At 32.6% G+C, this 16,352-nt stretch carries 17 protein-coding genes and 4 pseudogenes; 20 read left to right on the forward strand and 1 reads right to left on the reverse strand.

All coding sequences use genetic code 11. The features are described 5' to 3' along the window. The 20 genes and pseudogenes from B3J44_RS06660 to B3J44_RS06755 form a co-directional block, all read left to right on the forward strand. Window positions 1–786 (forward strand): annotated as a pseudogene (locus B3J44_RS06660) (glutamate synthase subunit alpha); the annotation flags it as partial. 95 nt (window positions 787–881) lie between these two features. Next, window positions 882–2,336: a glutamate synthase subunit beta gene (locus B3J44_RS06665; protein ID WP_286967150.1), complete on the forward strand. Its 1,455-nt coding sequence runs from the start codon at window positions 882–884 to the stop codon at window positions 2,334–2,336. Window positions 2,337–2,982: 646 nt separating this feature from the next. Continuing rightward, window positions 2,983–4,209: pseudogene (gene lysA / locus B3J44_RS06670) on the forward strand (diaminopimelate decarboxylase); the annotation flags it as partial. Between the two features lie 266 nt (window positions 4,210–4,475). Then, window positions 4,476–4,790 (forward strand): annotated as a pseudogene (locus B3J44_RS06675) (GIY-YIG nuclease family protein). Window positions 4,791–5,049: 259 nt separating this feature from the next. Continuing rightward, complete coding sequence (locus B3J44_RS06680) at window positions 5,050–5,454, forward strand: helix-turn-helix domain-containing protein (protein WP_286967156.1); 405 nt, start codon at window positions 5,050–5,052, stop codon at window positions 5,452–5,454. A 38-nt stretch (window positions 5,455–5,492) separates the two neighbouring features. After that, a complete protein-coding gene (locus B3J44_RS06685) occupies window positions 5,493–6,305 on the forward strand; it encodes a hypothetical protein (protein ID WP_286967160.1) in 813 nt (270 codons plus the stop codon). 94 nt (window positions 6,306–6,399) lie between these two features. Continuing rightward, a complete protein-coding gene (locus tag B3J44_RS06690; RefSeq protein WP_286967163.1) occupies window positions 6,400–7,422 on the forward strand; it encodes a DUF6438 domain-containing protein in 1,023 nt (340 codons plus the stop codon). A gap of 51 nt (window positions 7,423–7,473) precedes the next feature. Further along, the gene (locus B3J44_RS06695) at window positions 7,474–7,953 is read left to right on the forward strand and encodes a hypothetical protein (RefSeq protein ID WP_286967168.1); all 480 of its coding nucleotides are present in this window, start codon (window positions 7,474–7,476) and stop codon (window positions 7,951–7,953) included. Between the two features lie 76 nt (window positions 7,954–8,029). Next, entirely contained in the window at window positions 8,030–8,479 is a 450-nt protein-coding gene (locus B3J44_RS06700; protein WP_286967171.1) for a hypothetical protein, read from the forward strand. 53 nt (window positions 8,480–8,532) lie between these two features. Further along, window positions 8,533–9,069: a hypothetical protein gene (locus tag B3J44_RS06705; RefSeq protein WP_286967173.1), complete on the forward strand. Its 537-nt coding sequence runs from the start codon at window positions 8,533–8,535 to the stop codon at window positions 9,067–9,069. Between the two features lie 82 nt (window positions 9,070–9,151). Beyond that, the gene (locus B3J44_RS06710) at window positions 9,152–9,517 is read left to right on the forward strand and encodes a hypothetical protein (protein ID WP_286967181.1); all 366 of its coding nucleotides are present in this window, start codon (window positions 9,152–9,154) and stop codon (window positions 9,515–9,517) included. Between the two features lie 236 nt (window positions 9,518–9,753). Then, window positions 9,754–10,305, forward strand: a complete 552-nt coding sequence (locus B3J44_RS06715) for a hypothetical protein (protein WP_286967183.1) — start codon at window positions 9,754–9,756, stop codon at window positions 10,303–10,305. A gap of 35 nt (window positions 10,306–10,340) precedes the next feature. Continuing rightward, the gene (locus tag B3J44_RS06720; protein WP_286967185.1) at window positions 10,341–10,808 is read left to right on the forward strand and encodes a DUF1572 domain-containing protein; all 468 of its coding nucleotides are present in this window, start codon (window positions 10,341–10,343) and stop codon (window positions 10,806–10,808) included. 21 nt (window positions 10,809–10,829) lie between these two features. After that, a complete protein-coding gene (locus B3J44_RS06725) occupies window positions 10,830–11,318 on the forward strand; it encodes a YegJ family protein (protein WP_286967190.1) in 489 nt (162 codons plus the stop codon). Window positions 11,319–11,371: 53 nt separating this feature from the next. Continuing rightward, entirely contained in the window at window positions 11,372–12,079 is a 708-nt protein-coding gene (locus B3J44_RS06730) for a M949_RS01915 family surface polysaccharide biosynthesis protein (RefSeq protein WP_286967193.1), read from the forward strand. A gap of 150 nt (window positions 12,080–12,229) precedes the next feature. After that, window positions 12,230–13,417, forward strand: coding sequence for a hypothetical protein (locus tag B3J44_RS06735; protein WP_286967197.1), 1,188 nt, complete (start codon window positions 12,230–12,232; stop codon window positions 13,415–13,417). 154 nt (window positions 13,418–13,571) lie between these two features. Then, complete coding sequence (locus B3J44_RS06740) at window positions 13,572–13,898, forward strand: ArsR/SmtB family transcription factor (protein ID WP_198856796.1); 327 nt, start codon at window positions 13,572–13,574, stop codon at window positions 13,896–13,898. Next, window positions 13,888–14,385, forward strand: a complete 498-nt coding sequence (locus tag B3J44_RS06745; RefSeq protein WP_286967214.1) for an SRPBCC family protein — start codon at window positions 13,888–13,890, stop codon at window positions 14,383–14,385. The genes B3J44_RS06740 and B3J44_RS06745 overlap by 11 nt, the downstream gene beginning before the upstream one ends. 41 nt (window positions 14,386–14,426) lie before the next feature. Beyond that, a complete protein-coding gene (locus tag B3J44_RS06750) occupies window positions 14,427–14,930 on the forward strand; it encodes an SRPBCC family protein (RefSeq protein ID WP_286967216.1) in 504 nt (167 codons plus the stop codon). A 96-nt stretch (window positions 14,931–15,026) separates the two neighbouring features. Next, window positions 15,027–15,896 carry an alpha/beta hydrolase gene (locus B3J44_RS06755; RefSeq protein WP_286967218.1) on the forward strand — a complete coding sequence of 290 codons (870 nt, stop codon included), beginning with the start codon at window positions 15,027–15,029 and terminating at the stop codon, window positions 15,894–15,896. A gap of 66 nt (window positions 15,897–15,962) precedes the next feature. Here B3J44_RS06755 and B3J44_RS06760 read toward each other — a convergent pair. Further along, window positions 15,963–16,352: pseudogene (locus B3J44_RS06760) on the reverse strand (magnesium chelatase); the annotation flags it as partial.

Raw genomic sequence — 16,352 nt, forward strand, 5'->3', positions numbered from 1 at the left:
ATTCCGTCTATCTATAGAAAAGAGAAAACAAGAGTAACTTTTAAAATTAAAAATACAGACCGTTCTGTAGGTGCGATTTTGAGTAACGAAATCTCAAAAATCTACGGCGCACAAGGATTACCTGATGACACTATTTTAGTTGATTTTGAAGGTTCTGCCGGACAAAGTTTTGGTGCTTTTGCAACAAACGGATTGTCATTTAAAATTCACGGAAACTGTAATGATTATTTAGGAAAAGGGCTGTCTGGAGGAAAATTAATTGTAAAAGTACCTCCTACTGCAACTTTCAAACCTGAAGACAATATCATTATTGGAAACGTTGCCCTTTACGGAGCTATTACCGGAGAGGCTTATATTAATGGAATGGCCGGAGAGCGTTTCTGTGTAAGAAATTCTGGAGCAACAGCAGTTGTTGAAGGAATTGGAGATCACGGATGCGAGTACATGACCGGTGGTACAGTAGTAGTTTTAGGAAAAACAGGAAGAAACTTCGCAGCTGGTATGAGCGGTGGTGTAGCTTATGTTTACGATCCAAATAAGAAATTCGATTCGACAGTTTGTAACATGGAAATGGTTGCATTCGATCCAATGGAAGAAGAAGATCTTACGAAACTAAGAAAACTGATCAAAAACCATTCATTGTACACAAGCAGTCCATTAGCAAAAAGAATTTTAGCAGACTGGGAAAACCAACAACAGCACTTCGTAAAAGTAATGCCAACTGATTACAAAAAAGCATTACAAAGAATTGCAGAAGAGAAAAAAATAGAAGAATTAATAGCTTAATTAAAAGGTTCTGAGATACAAAGGTGCAGAGGTGCTAAGTTTTTTTAACTCACCTCTCACATTTTACAACTCACAACTAAATTTATTTAAATGTCATGGGTAAAATAGGCGGATTTAAAGAATATAACAGAGCCGATGAAAGTAATTTAGCAGTAGCAGAACGTGTTTCGAACTACAACGAATTTACTATTCCGGTACCAAAAGATAAATTAAAAGAACAAGGATCAAGATGTATGGACTGTGGAATTCCTTTTTGCCACAGTGGTTGTCCGTTAGGAAATTTAATTCCTGACTTCAACGACATGGTGCATCAGGAAGAATGGCAGAGCGCGTTAGAGATTTTACAATCTACTAACAACTTCCCTGAATTTACAGGACGCTTATGCCCTGCTCCATGTGAGAAATCATGTGTATTAGGAATCATCAAAGATCCGGTTTCTATCGAAAACATCGAGAAAAGCATCGTAGAAAGAGGTTTCGCTGAAGGATGGATTAAACCACAAGCACCAAAAACAAGAACTGGAAAAACAGTTGCTGTTATTGGTTCTGGGCCTGCTGGATTAGCTGCGGCTCAACAATTAAACAGAGCAGGTCACACTGTAACTGTTTTTGAAAGAGACAACGCAATTGGAGGTTTATTACGTTACGGAATTCCAAACTTTAAATTAGAAAAAGGAATCATCGATCGCCGTGTAGCAATTCTAGAAGCAGAAGGAATCACTTTCAAAACGAATGTAAATGTTGGTGTTAACTTCAGCGTTGAAGAATTAAACGCATTTGATTCTATCGTTTTATGCGGAGGAGCAACTGAAAGAAGAAGCTTGCCAACTAAAGGAATCGAAAGCAAAGGTGTTGTTCAGGCAATGGATTTCCTAACGCAGCAGACTAAAGTTTTATTTGGAGAATCAATTCCAGATCAGGTTAAAGCAACTGGTAAAGATGTAATCGTTATTGGCGGTGGAGATACGGGTTCTGACTGTATTGGAACTTCAAACAGACACGGAGCAAAATCGGTTACTAACTTTGAGATTTTACCAAAACCTCCAGTTGGAAGAAGCGAGTCAACGCCTTGGCCTTTCTGGCCGTTGCAGTTAAAAACATCTTCTTCTCACGAAGAAGGTTGCGACAGAAACTGGCTAATCAATACAAAAGAATTCATCTCTAATGATAAAGGTGAATTAACTGGATTAAAAACAGTTGAAGTGCAATGGAAAATGACTCCAGGTCAGCGTCCAGAATTAATCGAAAAAGAAGGTTCAGAAAAAATCTGGCCTTGCGATTTAGCTTTATTGGCTCTTGGATTTACAGGTCCGGAGAAAACATTAAGCGAGCAATTAGGAATCGAAACTGATTTTAGAAGCAATTACAAAGCGCATAACTATCAGACAAACGTTCCTCACATTTTCACTGCTGGTGATATGAGAAGAGGACAATCATTAATTGTGTGGGCTATTTCAGAAGGTCGCGAAGCAGCAAGAGAAGTAGATTTGTTCCTTATGGGATCTACAAACTTGCCTACTAAAGGAAAAGGAGATTTACCGAGCTTATAATTTTTAAGGTTCTGAGGTACTAAGATGCTAAAGTTCTAAGTTTTTTTCCTTGCATCTTATTTAATCTATATTCCGATAAACAACATAACTACTAACAAACCCTTGAATTTAATATTCAGGGGTTTTGTTTTTTTGTTTGCCACAGATTATATAGATTAAATGGATTTTTTTGTTTGCCACGAATTGCACAAATTTCCACTAATTTTTCTCTTCTCTTTGGTTTCTATATTCAAATATAGCCCGTGGTTTCAACCACGGGGGCGCAATAAATGACTAAGCCCAATCCGCAACGTTTCCCGTGGTTGAAACCACGGGCTATATTTTGAGCATTTTTTGCGAAAAATCTACGATTAAAAATTTGTGGAAATTCGCGTAATTCGGGGCCCAAAAAAAATCCATTTAATCTATATAATCTGTGGCAAAAAAATAATTAAAACAGCATTTAAGAATAAGTTAATTCATAAATTCATGGCAAAAAAACTTAGTACCTTAGCAACTTAGAACCTTAGCATCTTAGAAAAAGGTTATAAAATTCCAAAAACAGCAACTTTTTGTTCAAAATAAAACAATTTGTTATAATTTGTTATTTTTCTGCAAATTATTTGCTGATAGATAAAAGTGTAATAACTTTGCCCAAAATGATTTAAAAATGCAAGCAAAAGATTTACTGCAGTTAGCAGACCAATTTGGAAGTCCATTGTATGTTTACGATGCTGAAAAAATCCAATCTCAGTACAACAGATTAACTAAAGCTTTCTCTAAGGTAGAAAACTTAAGAGTTAATTACGCCATGAAGGCATTGTCAAACGTTGCGATTCTACAGTTATTAAAGAACATGGGGTCTGGTTTAGACACTGTATCAATTCAGGAAGTTCAGTTAGGACTTCATGCTGGCTATGACCCTGAGAAAATTTTCTTTACACCAAACGGCGTTTCTCTAGAAGAAATCGAAGAAGTAGCCGCAATGGGTGTACAAATCAATATCGACAATTTATCTATTCTGGAGCAATTCGGAACAAAACATCCACATATTCCAGTATGTATTCGTATCAATCCACACGTAATGGCGGGCGGAAACGCTAACATTTCTGTTGGACACATTGATAGTAAATTCGGAATTTCTGTGCACCAGATTCCGCATATCTTGCGAATTGTTGAAAACACAAAAATGAGCATTGTCGGAATTCACATGCACACAGGATCTGATATTTTAGATATCGAAGTATTCTTGTATGCTGCTGAAATCTTGTTTGATACAGCTAAACATTTCAAAGATTTACAATTCTTAGATTTCGGAAGCGGATTCAAAGTTCCTTACAAAAAAGACGATATCGAAACAGACATCGAAGAATTAGGTAAAAAATTATCTAAAAGATTCAACGCTTTCTGTACAGAATACGGAAGAGATTTAACATTGATTTTCGAACCAGGAAAATTCTTGGTGAGTGAAGCAGGTCATTTCTTAGTAAAAGTAAACGTAGTAAAACAAACAACATCTACAGTTTTTGCAGGAGTTGACAGTGGTTTCAACCATTTAATTCGTCCAATGTTGTACGGATCTTCACACCATATCGAAAACATTTCAAACCCAAAAGGAAAAGAGCGTTTTTACTCAGTTGTAGGATACATTTGTGAGACAGATACTTTTGCAAACAACCGCAGAATTCAAGAAATTACTGAGGGCGATATTTTATCATTCAGAAACGCAGGAGCATATTGTTTCTCAATGTCTTCAAACTACAATTCAAGATACAAACCAGCCGAAGTTCTTTGGATGAACGGTCAAGGAATCTTGATTCGCCAAGCTGAAACATTCGAAGATTTACTTAAAAATCAAATTCCGTTGCCACAAGAAATTGCAGCTACGGTTTAACAATAGAAAAAAAGAGAATATCATTTTAATCCCGTTTCTTAATTGAGGCGGGATTTTTTTATTTCAGATTTTTGAGTTTTGATTTTAGATTATTTTGCAAACGTCTTGTCAGGCTGAGGGAAGTCGAAGTCTACACAAAGTAACCACACAGTTTTGTCATTTCGACGAAGGAGAAATCTTCGCAAGTAGCTCTACAAAGCATATCAAAAAACAAAAACTAAAAAGAAAGAAAAATCCTAAAAAAATATTTATCTTTAGCCCAAAAAATGCTACATCAAGAAGGCTATCATACCTATTACATTTACATACTAACAAACAAATACAAAACCGTTTTCTACACAGGAGTTACAAATAATTTAAGAATCCGCTTAAGTCAGCATAAAGAAAACAATATCAACGGAAGCAAGACTTTCACATCAAAATACAACGCAACATTCTTATTATATTATGAAAAGTTTACATGAATTCAAGAAGCAATTTCTCGAGAAAAAGAAATAAAAGATTGGCGCAGAGAAAAGAAAATCGAGCTGATAAAAACCATTAATCCTGATTTAGATTTTCTTAATTATTTATTTGAATAACATTTTCAATCTTTGTAGAGCTACTTGCGAAGATTTCTCCTTCGTCGAAATGACAAGATTGCAGATAATTGATACTTAATCTCTGTATCTAATTTCCAATCTTTGCGGAGCTACTTGCGAAGATTTCTCCTTACGTCGAAATGACAAGATTAAGGATAATTGCAACTGTAAATAGAAAATTGGAATATTAAATCTTACCTCAGAAAAATCATATATTTACTCTTCAATAAAATCAAAAAAATTAAATACCTTTGAAATTATGAGCACAACAGCAAAACCAAAACATATCGGCAGAAACATTAGCCGAATCAGAGAGCTTAAAGGTATGAAGCAGGAAGCGCTTGCAATTGCAATTGGCGTAAGTCAGCAATATGTTTCTACGATCGAAGCAAGTGAAACTATTGATGAAGAAAGACTTGCAGAAATTGCAAAAGTATTGGGCGTAACTACAGAAGCAATTGAAAATTTTTCAGAAGAATCTGTTTTTAATTTCTTTAATAGCTTTTACGATAATAGCGCAAATAATGGAGCTCAAGGAAGTGGAGACACTAACAATTCTTGCACATTTAATCCACTTGATAAAGTTGTAGAACTTTACGAACGTTTGGTTCAGGCTGAAAAAGACAAAGTTGAATATTTAGAAAAATTACTAAAAGAAAAATAATTCCTTAACCTCTTAAAAACCCAAATAATATTTAACCAATGAAATTTGCTAAATTTTTATTTATTGCCTTTTTCGTAATTTCCTGCTCTAATGAAGACTCTACAGAAAACAACTCCGAAAATAAGTCACTGGTTACAGAATTAAATGCCAATGTATTTAATTCCGGTCTTGCCTCGAGTTCAAAATTCACTTTTGAATACGATTCAAATCAAAGGCTTACTAAAAAAAGCGGCGGATATATACCTCGTTCCACCTCTACTGGTTTAGGCGATTTTTTTACAAGCGAAGTTTATACTTCTTTCACTTACAATAACAATAGTGTAGTGATCGAAAATTTTTCTAATCACCCAGACTTTACCATAGCAAAAGACACTAGAATACTCACCTTAAACGCTTCAAATCAAATTGAGACAAAAGAGATTCCCAATTTATTAAATACTTATAATTCTAAAAAACAAAACTTTACCTACAGTCAAAATAAGCTTGTAAAAATAGTAACAACGTATCCCAATATGCCATATGATGCTACTGATCCTGCAGATTATATTTTATCGTATACAGAAAATTTTTATTACGACGCTAAAGGCAATTTGACAAAATCAGAATATTTTGAACAGCATAACGGTGTTAATAAAGGCGAAAAAACGATACGAACTTTTGAAGATTATGACAGCTCCGAAAATCCATGTAAAGATTTACAATTTGTAGATGAGTTTTTCTATCGTTCACTTTCAAAAAACAACTTTAAAAAATATACCATAAGTCAGTACAATAATAATGTTTTAAGCCTTGAAAGTACCAGCACCTGGACTTTTATTTATGATTCAAACGGACAGCTTATAATTAAATAAAGAAAATATTCTCATAAATACACGTTTTACAAAAGCACAAATATCTTTTTATTTTGTGCTTTTTTTATAACCCAAAAGTTTAAAATCATTTAAAATGAAAATAGTAAAAGTTCTAGTTATATTATTTGTATTTATTTCTTGTCAAAAAGAAAAAAACAAGAAGATTGACTTTATAAAGGCAAAAAAAACTATTACACAAATTGACAAATTAACTTCTGATAAAGAAATTGAAAATTTTATTCGTAAAACCGACACAAACTACAGCGAGTTTAAATTAAAAAACATTCAAGATTTTAAACGAAATAAACAAGACAGCCTCAACAGAATTTTAGCAAAACAGTTACAAATTAATGTTCCTTTTACAAAAGCTGATTTTGACAATAATGGCTTAACCGATTTGCTAGCAATTGGTGATAATAATAAAGTTAAATCTTATGATGATAATGGAAACGAAATGTCTTACGATTTCACTACAATCGTTCTAATGAACTTTAAAAATGGATTTAAAATAATAGACATTAATAAAGATAGGTTTAATCCAATTGCTCCAAAAGTAGAATACGATAACAACAAACCTTTTTTAGTCAATTATTCATCAAGATGGGTTCCAAATCAAAAACTAAACTATCACGAAAAAACCAGATCAAAATTAACTTATAAGTTTGACGATTTTATCGAATACAATGAAAATCCGAAAAAGCATGTTATTGAGAAAATTGAATATTCAACAGAGCCATGTTTTGGAAGTTGCCCAGTTTTTAAATTAGAAATAAACAAAAACAGGACAGCTATATTTTGTGCAGAGAAATATAATTTTAGTGATGAGATAAATCAAAATCCTGAAAAAACAGATGAGGGAAAATTTAAGACAGTGATTTCTGAAAAAGAATTCAATGAATTAATTGACATTTTAAATTACATTGATTTTTCTACATTACAAAATAGTTATTGGGTTTACTGGACTGATGACCAAAGATCTGAACTCAAAATAACTTTTGATAATGGAAAAACAAAAAATATTAATGATTATGGGCTAATTGGTACTTATGGCTTAAAAAGAACCTACGAAATGCTCTTTAATCTAAGAAAAAATCAAAATTGGGAACAAATCAAATAAAAAAATAATTCACTGCAATAAGCACGTACGCTTTTGTAAAGAAAAAAAGCCATGAAAACATTTTGCTTAATATTAATATTTCTAGGACTGTCAATAACCACAATTGAAGTTATAAATGATTTTGAAAAAACCAAGACATTTTATGCCTCTCTAAATCCTAATAAATATTATTATAAAGACATTTTATATATAAACAATAAAATCCCTCCATCGTCTATTGGTAGCAATAAAACTTCTTGGATATTTTATGGTTTTTGCAAATCAGATAAATTAAAAACAGGAATTTCTATACCAAAAAATATTGTAGAAGAAAGTGCTTATTTGGGAGAAAATAAAATTGAAATCTGGAGAATCAAAATTGCTAAAAATGTAATTCTTTACAGAAGACAAAACAATATAATTAATGGTGCCTTCTCGTATGAAATGCGAAATTATTGGATTGGTTCTTTATTCATATTTATGCTTGCACCTGCCTTAATTTGCTATGTTATAATAAAGCAGAAAACAAATAAAAACACGTCAAAAATATAATCTTTGTAAAACGATCTTTCTGTTTCAAGTTCAAATTAAAATATTATTTTAGCATACCAAATCAATCCCCAAAACCATGAAACCTACAATCCTACTATCAACACTATTACTATTATTGACAACAAATTCATTCAGCCAAACCCTAGCTGATTTAAAACTAAAACCAAAAGAAATTCCAAAAGGCTATACACCAAACGACGGTAATATTTGTGTGTCGCCTCAGGCTTGTAATTTTTATACTGATATTGAAACCTACAGCAATATTGTTGGAACTGTAAAAAGTAAAGCCATTCAAAGTTTTAAAAACAAAGGTGACAAAGGCTCTATTATGTATTTTGAATTTGACCACGTTTTTAAAGGCGATCGTTTTCTGCAAGGTTTACTGTGGGGAAAAGCTGGCGAACCAACAGACGAACATCCAGAAGAATATGTTGTAAAAGGAAAATTTCTTATCATTTGGAGTTTGAAAGCAGATAGTCCGCTAAAAGAAAAATCGGAAACCAAAATAGAAACACTTTTGCCATAAAACCTTAATCAGAGCTATTTTACGTTTTTCAAAACATTCGAAATAAATTAAACATGAAAAAAATACTTTTTATTCTTATATCTCTTTTAGCGATAAGCTGCAGCAATGACGATAAAACGCCTCAAACCGATAAGACTTCTATAAATCTTGTAACAGGAGTTGATTTTAGACAAACTACAGACGATATGGGATTAAAACTCGGTAACCCAAATACTTTTGTCAAAAACAAATTTTTAATTTTCCCAAATCCTGCACGTAACAACAACAATCTTTACATTTCTGCGCAAGAAAACATTACAGCAATATGGTTAGTTCCAGCAACTCCCGAAAAAATTTATCAAAGTGTTGATTTCAGCACTATTTTAAACAGTAGCTTGTATAGCGAACAATCTATTATATCAAGTTCTAAACTTTCTTTAAACGAATTGTCTACAAGTAACCCTAAACTTGATATAAAAACCCTTACTACAGGATATTACAAAATTTTCGTCAAAATTGGAGGTGTTATTTATTGGGATAATTTATATGTATACACTGATGCAGAAGATAATGAAGAGCATTTTAACACAGTAAAGAATTTTTGGAAATAGGTCTAAAATTATCTTAACGACATTTTAAGACATTAAATAGTATCTTCGTATCTAAAAAAATTATCATATTAAATAATACAAGATGAAACCACAAGTACGAATCCTAATTTATTCTATTCTTTTCTTTTTATACCTTACTTCTACGCATTTTTTTCTTGAATTAAATGAGAAATTTAAAGGTGATGGTTTTGTAACTTTAGGAGTTGGCTTTGGTATTCTGAATCTTATTTATGCTTTTACAGCCCTAAAATGGAAACCTTTGCTCAATGTACTTTGTGCGGTTGGAATTGCAGCTTTGTCCATGTTTTTGGCCTTACAGTTTACCAATTTGCATCTGCTTGTAAATTACGATCCATATCAGGTTAAAACTGCCATTTTTGCAAATGCTGTTTTCTCAATTATCTTTTGGGAAATTGTATATCAAGTTAAGATCAGAAAGTCTAAATAAATATATTTTCAGTTGCCTCCAGCTTTAGCTGGGGTTTCATAAAAGTCTCGAAAGGGCTTTAGCCAAAATTATTCATTTGGCTAAAGCCCTTTCTTTTCAATACACACTACGCTCCAGCTAAAGCTAGAGGCAATTCATAATACGATTTGTAAGGATAATATCCAATAGTTCGCAAAACCATATATTTTCATACGTAATTTTTTATATTAGCATTTTAAAATTTATCTAAGCCTAATATGAAAATTAAAACTCTACTCCTTTTGTCTGTACTTACTATTTCTTGTAAAAAAGAAGTAAAAACAGAAACTTCTAAAATTGCTCCAAAAGATTCTTTGAAGGTAACTGAAAAGAAAGAACCAGAAACACAAAAAACAGATACGATTGTGTTATCTACAAAACATAAAATCAACAAAATCTTATGTGATCTTGACGGAGATAATTTAGATGAAACTGTAGAAATTTTTAGAAGTACAAAAAACCAAAAAAGCGGTCTTAAAATCACTTACGGAAACGGAAAAAGAACTGATTATTTAGGTTTTGGAAATGATATTTTAAATCAAGGTTTTGACGAAATTGATTGGGCAGGAATATTTGAAAAAGCGCCCAAAAATGAGGTTTATTTTGAAAATGTAAATGAAGACGGAGAAATCATTGGCGAAGAACAAGTTGCAGAAGAAGACAAAATAAAATTGCCAAACGACGGAATCTTTATTCACGCCGAAGAAAGTTGCGGAGGCGGCGTTATTTATCTTAAAAATGGAAAATACGAATGGATTCAGCAGGAATAAATTAATCGTAATTTAACTTCTAAACTATTTTGAATATGAAAAGTACAACCGAAATTGCAAATCGTTTTAGAGAAGTCATTTTAAACGGAACTTGGATTGCAAACACCAATTTTAAAGATCAGCTCGAGAATCTAGATTGGAAAATTGCGGTTAATCCCATAAAGAACTTAAATACAATTGCAGTTCTGGCTCAGCATATTCATTATTACATTAAGGGACTTAATGAGGTTTTTAAAGGTGGAACTTTGGATATAAAAGACAAATTTAGTTTTGATTTTCCGCCAATTCATTCGCAAGAACAATGGAATGTTTTTTTAAATAGATTCTGGAATGATGCCGAAGAATTTGCTTCACTAATAGAACAAATGCCCGATAAAAAACTCGATGATGTTTTTGTAGATGCCAAATACGGAACTTATAAAAGAAATATCGAAGCTATGATTGAGCATAGCTATTATCATTTAGGACAGATTGTCTTAATAAAAAAACAAATAACAAACTAAAAATCAAACAGTAGCATAATAATGAAAAGCTATATTTTAATACTAACAAGTCTTTTTTGTTTAGCAAGTTGCAAAGATTCTAATAAAATAGAAAGAGAAGGCGAACCAACAATTTACAACGTAGAAAGTGAAGATCCAGAAATGAATGCTGCAATTTTGGAAGCAAATGAAACTCTAGATGAATTCAATAAAGGATTGTCCAATTTTAATGCCGATAGCCATTCTTTAAAAGTTAAGTTTTCTAATTCAAAAGGCATAGAACATATGTGGATTAGGGAAATTAAGTATATAGACGGAAATTATTCTGGAATTTTAAACAGTGATCCCGAATACATTACAGAATATAAAGCAGGCGACAAAATCGATATTGAAACTTCTAAAATTAGTGACTGGATGTATCTTATAAACGGAAAACTATATGGTGGTTACACCATTCGTGTTTTAAGAGACCGAATGAGTGAAGAAGAACGAAAAGTATTTGACGAAGAAAGCGGTATGCTGATAGATTAATTTTTCTTTAAATAAAAAAACAACTCAACTATTAAATTGTATAAATGCGTTTCATGAAAAAAATTACAATCCTATTATTAGCTATCGTTCTTTTTTCAAGTTGCAAATCAGATAAAAAAGAGGAAATTACAACTTCTGCGTCAACTGAGAAATCAACAGAAGAACCTTTTGTTTTAACTGTTGAAAAAATCGATTCAACTCAATTTCCTAAATCAATAAAATATGAAGGTCATATTAAAAATGCTGTTCGTTGGAAAGATAAATCAGGAGATAATATTGTAATTACTACTGAAACAGGTTACCACATCAATAAAAAGTTTGTACACGAAACCGATGGTTCTGATGCTGAATTATTTGCCTACCATTATATCATTTCAGGAAATCAAGCTAAGCAAACTTGGCGAGTTTACGATTTCATTTCAGATTGTCCTGTCGATCTTGTTGCTTCGTTTATTAAAAACACATTTCAAGTTACAGATTTGAACAACAACGGAATTGCTGAAGTCTGGCTTATGTATAAAACCGTTTGCCACGGAGATGTAAGTCCGTCTGAGATGAAAATTATTATGTACGAAGGAAACACAAAATATGCAATGCGCGGCGAGAATAAGGTTCAAATAGGAGTTGCAGATAATGGCGAAAAGCAATTTGAAGGTGGCGAATTCAAGTTTGATGAAAACTTTAAAAAAGGTCAAAAAGTCTTTAAGGAGTTTGCTCAGAAATTATGGAATAATAACTTGATCGAAACATGGGAAGATTAGATGTGGCTGCAATAGCGAATGCAAAAGATATATGTACAGTGGGACAGATGTTTATTTTGAAAACAGCATTTCTGCTCCTTAAATAAATTAGAAAAAGGCATAGTTGTTGAAAGTTAAATAAAATATATTTGCAACTTCAAAAAACACACTATGCAAAAAATTACTTTTCTAGTTTCTATATTGTTTTTAGCCCTTTCTTCTTGTGGGGTAAAAACAACACAATCAATGCTTAGCGACGGAAATTACGACGGTGCAATTGATCGCGCTGTTGAGGCGCTTCGCACCAAAAAAGATTCTAAAGGAAAACAAGATTATGTTTATCTGCTTGAAGAAGCTTTTGCAAAAGCCAAAGACCGCGATTTACGCAATTTGGAAATGCTGAACAAAGAAAATAATCCTGCAAATGCCGAGCGCATCTACAACACTTATATACAGCTCAATAATCGTCAGGAAAAAATCAGGCCGATTTTGCCTTTGCCTTTATTGAAATTGGGACGAAATGCAAATTTTCCGTTTGATAATTATTCAAATGAGATTGTAAACAGTAAAAATGCACTTTCTAAATATTTATATGAAAACGCTTCTACGCTTTTGAAATCGAATAATAAATTAGATTTTAGAAAAGCATACGACGATTTTGCTTATTTGGAAAGCATTAATCCTGGCTACAAAAACACTAAAAAACTAATGGACGACGCTCAGTTCAAAGGAACTGATTTTGTGGATGTTTATGCTAAAAACGAAACCAATATGGTAATCCCGAAAATGCTTCAAGACGATTTGTTAGATTTTAAAACTTACGGATTGAATGATAAATGGACGGTTTATCATAGCGCAAGACAAAAAAATGTGTCGTACGATTATAGCTTGATTCTTAGTTTCAGACAGATTGCAATTTCTCCAGAACAAATCAAAGAGAAAGAGTTTGTGAAAGAAAGACAAGTTAAAGATGGCGTAAAAACACTTTTAGACAGCCGCGGAAGACCAGTAAAAGATAGTTTAGGTAAAGAAATTAAAGTAGAGAATTACAAGACTCTTCGCGCAACGGTTTACGAATTCAGACAGTTTAAATCTTGTCTGGTAACGGCAAAAGTAGATTATGTAGACTTAAAAAGCAATCAGCTGGTTCAGACTTTCCCAATAAGCAGCGAATATGTTTTTGAAAATATTTACTCGACTTATAAAGGAAACAGAGGTGCTTGTGAAGATAATTATCTGTCGTATTTTGACAAACGTGCCGTTCCGTTTCCGAATAACGAACAAATGGTTTATGATACAGGTGAAGACCTGAAAGCCAAGCTAAAAGACATCATTGTAAAGAATAAAATTAGACGATAATTATATAACATGATTATAAAGAAAAAGACGCATTTTTGATGCGTCTTTTTTTTGTTTAGGTTCTTTCATTGAAAAAAAATCATATTTTTTAATTGTGCAACCGAAAAGTTGCGTATATTTGCAACTGATTAGTTGCGAATTTATATTCAGAAAAATGAAAAGAGATATTTTTCAAGCTATTGCCGATCCGACGAGAAGAGCAATATTAGTTTTGATTTCTTCTACTGCATTAACACCAAATGCTATTGCAGAGCAGTTTCAAACTACAAGACAGGCGGTTTCTAAACACATTAAAATACTAAATGAATGTGATTTATTGGAAGAAAAAAAATTGGGCAGAGAAATTTATTATCAGCTCAAAATTGAAAAAATGAAAGAAGTTGATGAATGGCTAGAGCAGTTTAAAGCAATTTGGGAACAGCGTTTTAGCCAATTGGATCAAGTATTACTAAACTTAAAAGCTAAAGAAAATGAAAACTGATTTATTAATGAATTTTTCTGTAGATAAGGAAAATAAAACTGTAAATGTAAAACGCGAATTCGACGCGCCATTGTCTAACGTTTGGTCTGCTTGGACAGAACCTGAAATTTTAGATTTATGGTGGGCGCCGGCTCCTTTTGTATCTAAAACCAAAACAATGGAGTTTAAAGAAGGCGGAAAAAGATTATATGCCATGGTTGGTCCAGACGGTACAGAACGTTGGAGTTATTTTGAGTATTCTTCTATTTCTCCGAAAACTAACTTTAAACATTCTGCTACTTTTTCTGATGCAGAAGGAAATCCGAATTCAGAATTTGCTAGTTCGTATTGGGATATCTCTTTTTCTGAACAAAAAGGTTCTACAATTGTTGACATCGCCATTAGACGTGACAGTTTTGAAGAATTACAAAAAATAATTGAAATGGGCTTTAGAGAAGGTTTTACTTCGGCAATGCAAGGTTTGGACAAAATCTTAGCAGAAAAATAAACCAATCTAATTAACGATTTACAACTTAAAATCTAAAGAAAATGAAATCAAATCTTTTAATGAATTTTACTGTAGACAAAGAAAATAAAACTGTAAATGTAAAACGTGAATTTAATGCTTCATTGCCACAAGTATGGTCGGCTTGGACAGAACCTCAAATTCTAGATTTGTGGTGGGCGCCAGCTCCGTGGAAATCAAAAACAAAAAGCATGAATTTTGAAAAAGGCGGACGACGATTGTATGCAATGGTTGGCCCTGAAGGTGAAGAACATTGGGCTATTGCCGATTATACTTCAATAAATCCGAAGACAAACGTAAAATGGCTAGATGCTTTTTGCGATAGCGAAGGCAACTTAAACGAAGAATTTCCGCGTTCTGACTGGGACGTTACTTTCTCTGAAAAAGATGGTTCTACTTTTGTTGATGTCGTAATCAAGCACGAAAAATTATCCGATCTAGAAATGATTATTCAAATGGGATTCAAAGAAGGTTTTACCATTGCTATGGAAGGTTTGGATGCTATTTTTGCAGAAAAAGCAAAATAATTCTCCAATTACATATAAAAGGCCAAAACAAAAGAAGAATTTACTGATATTAAAATTGTATTTTCGTTTTACATAAACATTTTTACTTTACTATCAATGAACAAATTTTTTGCCCTGGCCTTTTTGCTTTTTTCTTCAACTTTAGCATTCAGCCAAAAGAATAAAACAAAAACCATAGAAACTTCAAAGCCTTTTGTGCTTGGCGTAATTGACGAAATTCAATCAAAAGAATTAAACGAAAAAAGAATTCTCAATATTTATCTTCCCGAAGGCTATAATCCTGCTGAAGCCACAAAATACCCTGTAATTTATTTATTGGACGGTTCTGCCGATGAAGATTTTATTCATATTTCTGGATTAGTTCAGTTTAATAGTTTTGAATGGATTAATCAGGTTCCAAAATCAATTGTTGTTGGAATTGCAACTGTCGACAGAAAGAGAGATTTCACTTTTCCAACTACTATCGAAAAAGACAAAACCCGTTTTCCTACAACAGGGCATTCTGATCAGTTTATTGCTTTTATCGAAAAAGAATTACAGCCTTTTATTGAAAAAAAATACAAGACAAATGATTCTAAAACCATTATTGGCCAATCTCTTGGCGGATTATTAGGAACTGAAATCCTGCTTAAAAAACCAACTCTTTTTAATAAATACGTTATTATAAGTCCGAGCTTATGGTGGAATAATGGTTCTTTGCTAGATATGGATTCTGAAATGCTGAAAGAAAATTTTACACAACCAACCGAAATTTATGTTGCTGTCGGCAAAGAAGGATTGGCTCCAACTGCAATTCCGCATGTTATGGAAGTTGATGCCAATTTACTTGCAGAAAAACTAAAAGAATCTAAAAGCAAAAGTGTAAAAACTTACTTCGATTATTTCCCAGAAGAAAATCATGGATCAATTCTGCATACAGCAGTTTTTAATTCTTTCAAATTCTTTTATCCTAAAAACAAGGAATAATATTTTTTGTAAAATGTGAAATGTAAAACTTGTCATTTCACATTTCACATTTTACATACAACAATTCTATCCAAGCCACCCTTCTCTATCCAAACTCCTATATTGAATAGCTTCGGCAATATGAGACGAAACAATATTTTCGGAATAATCCAAATCGGCGATTGTTCTTGAAACTTTCAAAATTCTATCATAAGCCCTCGCGGAAAGATTCAATCGTTCCATTGCGGTTTTTAGCAGTTCTTTTGAAGGTTCGTCTAAAACACAAAATTCTCGAATTAGTTTACTGCTCATTTGAGCATTGTAATGAACATTTTCTACCGTTTCAAATCGTTTAGTCTGAATTTCTCTTGCTGCTGTAACTCGCTTGCGAATTTCTACACTGCTTTCTGCTTTTCTTTCATCAGCCAATTTCTCAAAAGGAACAGGAGTAACTTCAATATGAATATCAATTCGATC

It is taken from the genome of Flavobacterium sp. UBA4854 (assembly GCF_002399805.1).
GTDB classification, from domain to species: domain Bacteria; phylum Bacteroidota; class Bacteroidia; order Flavobacteriales; family Flavobacteriaceae; genus Flavobacterium; species Flavobacterium ginsengisoli.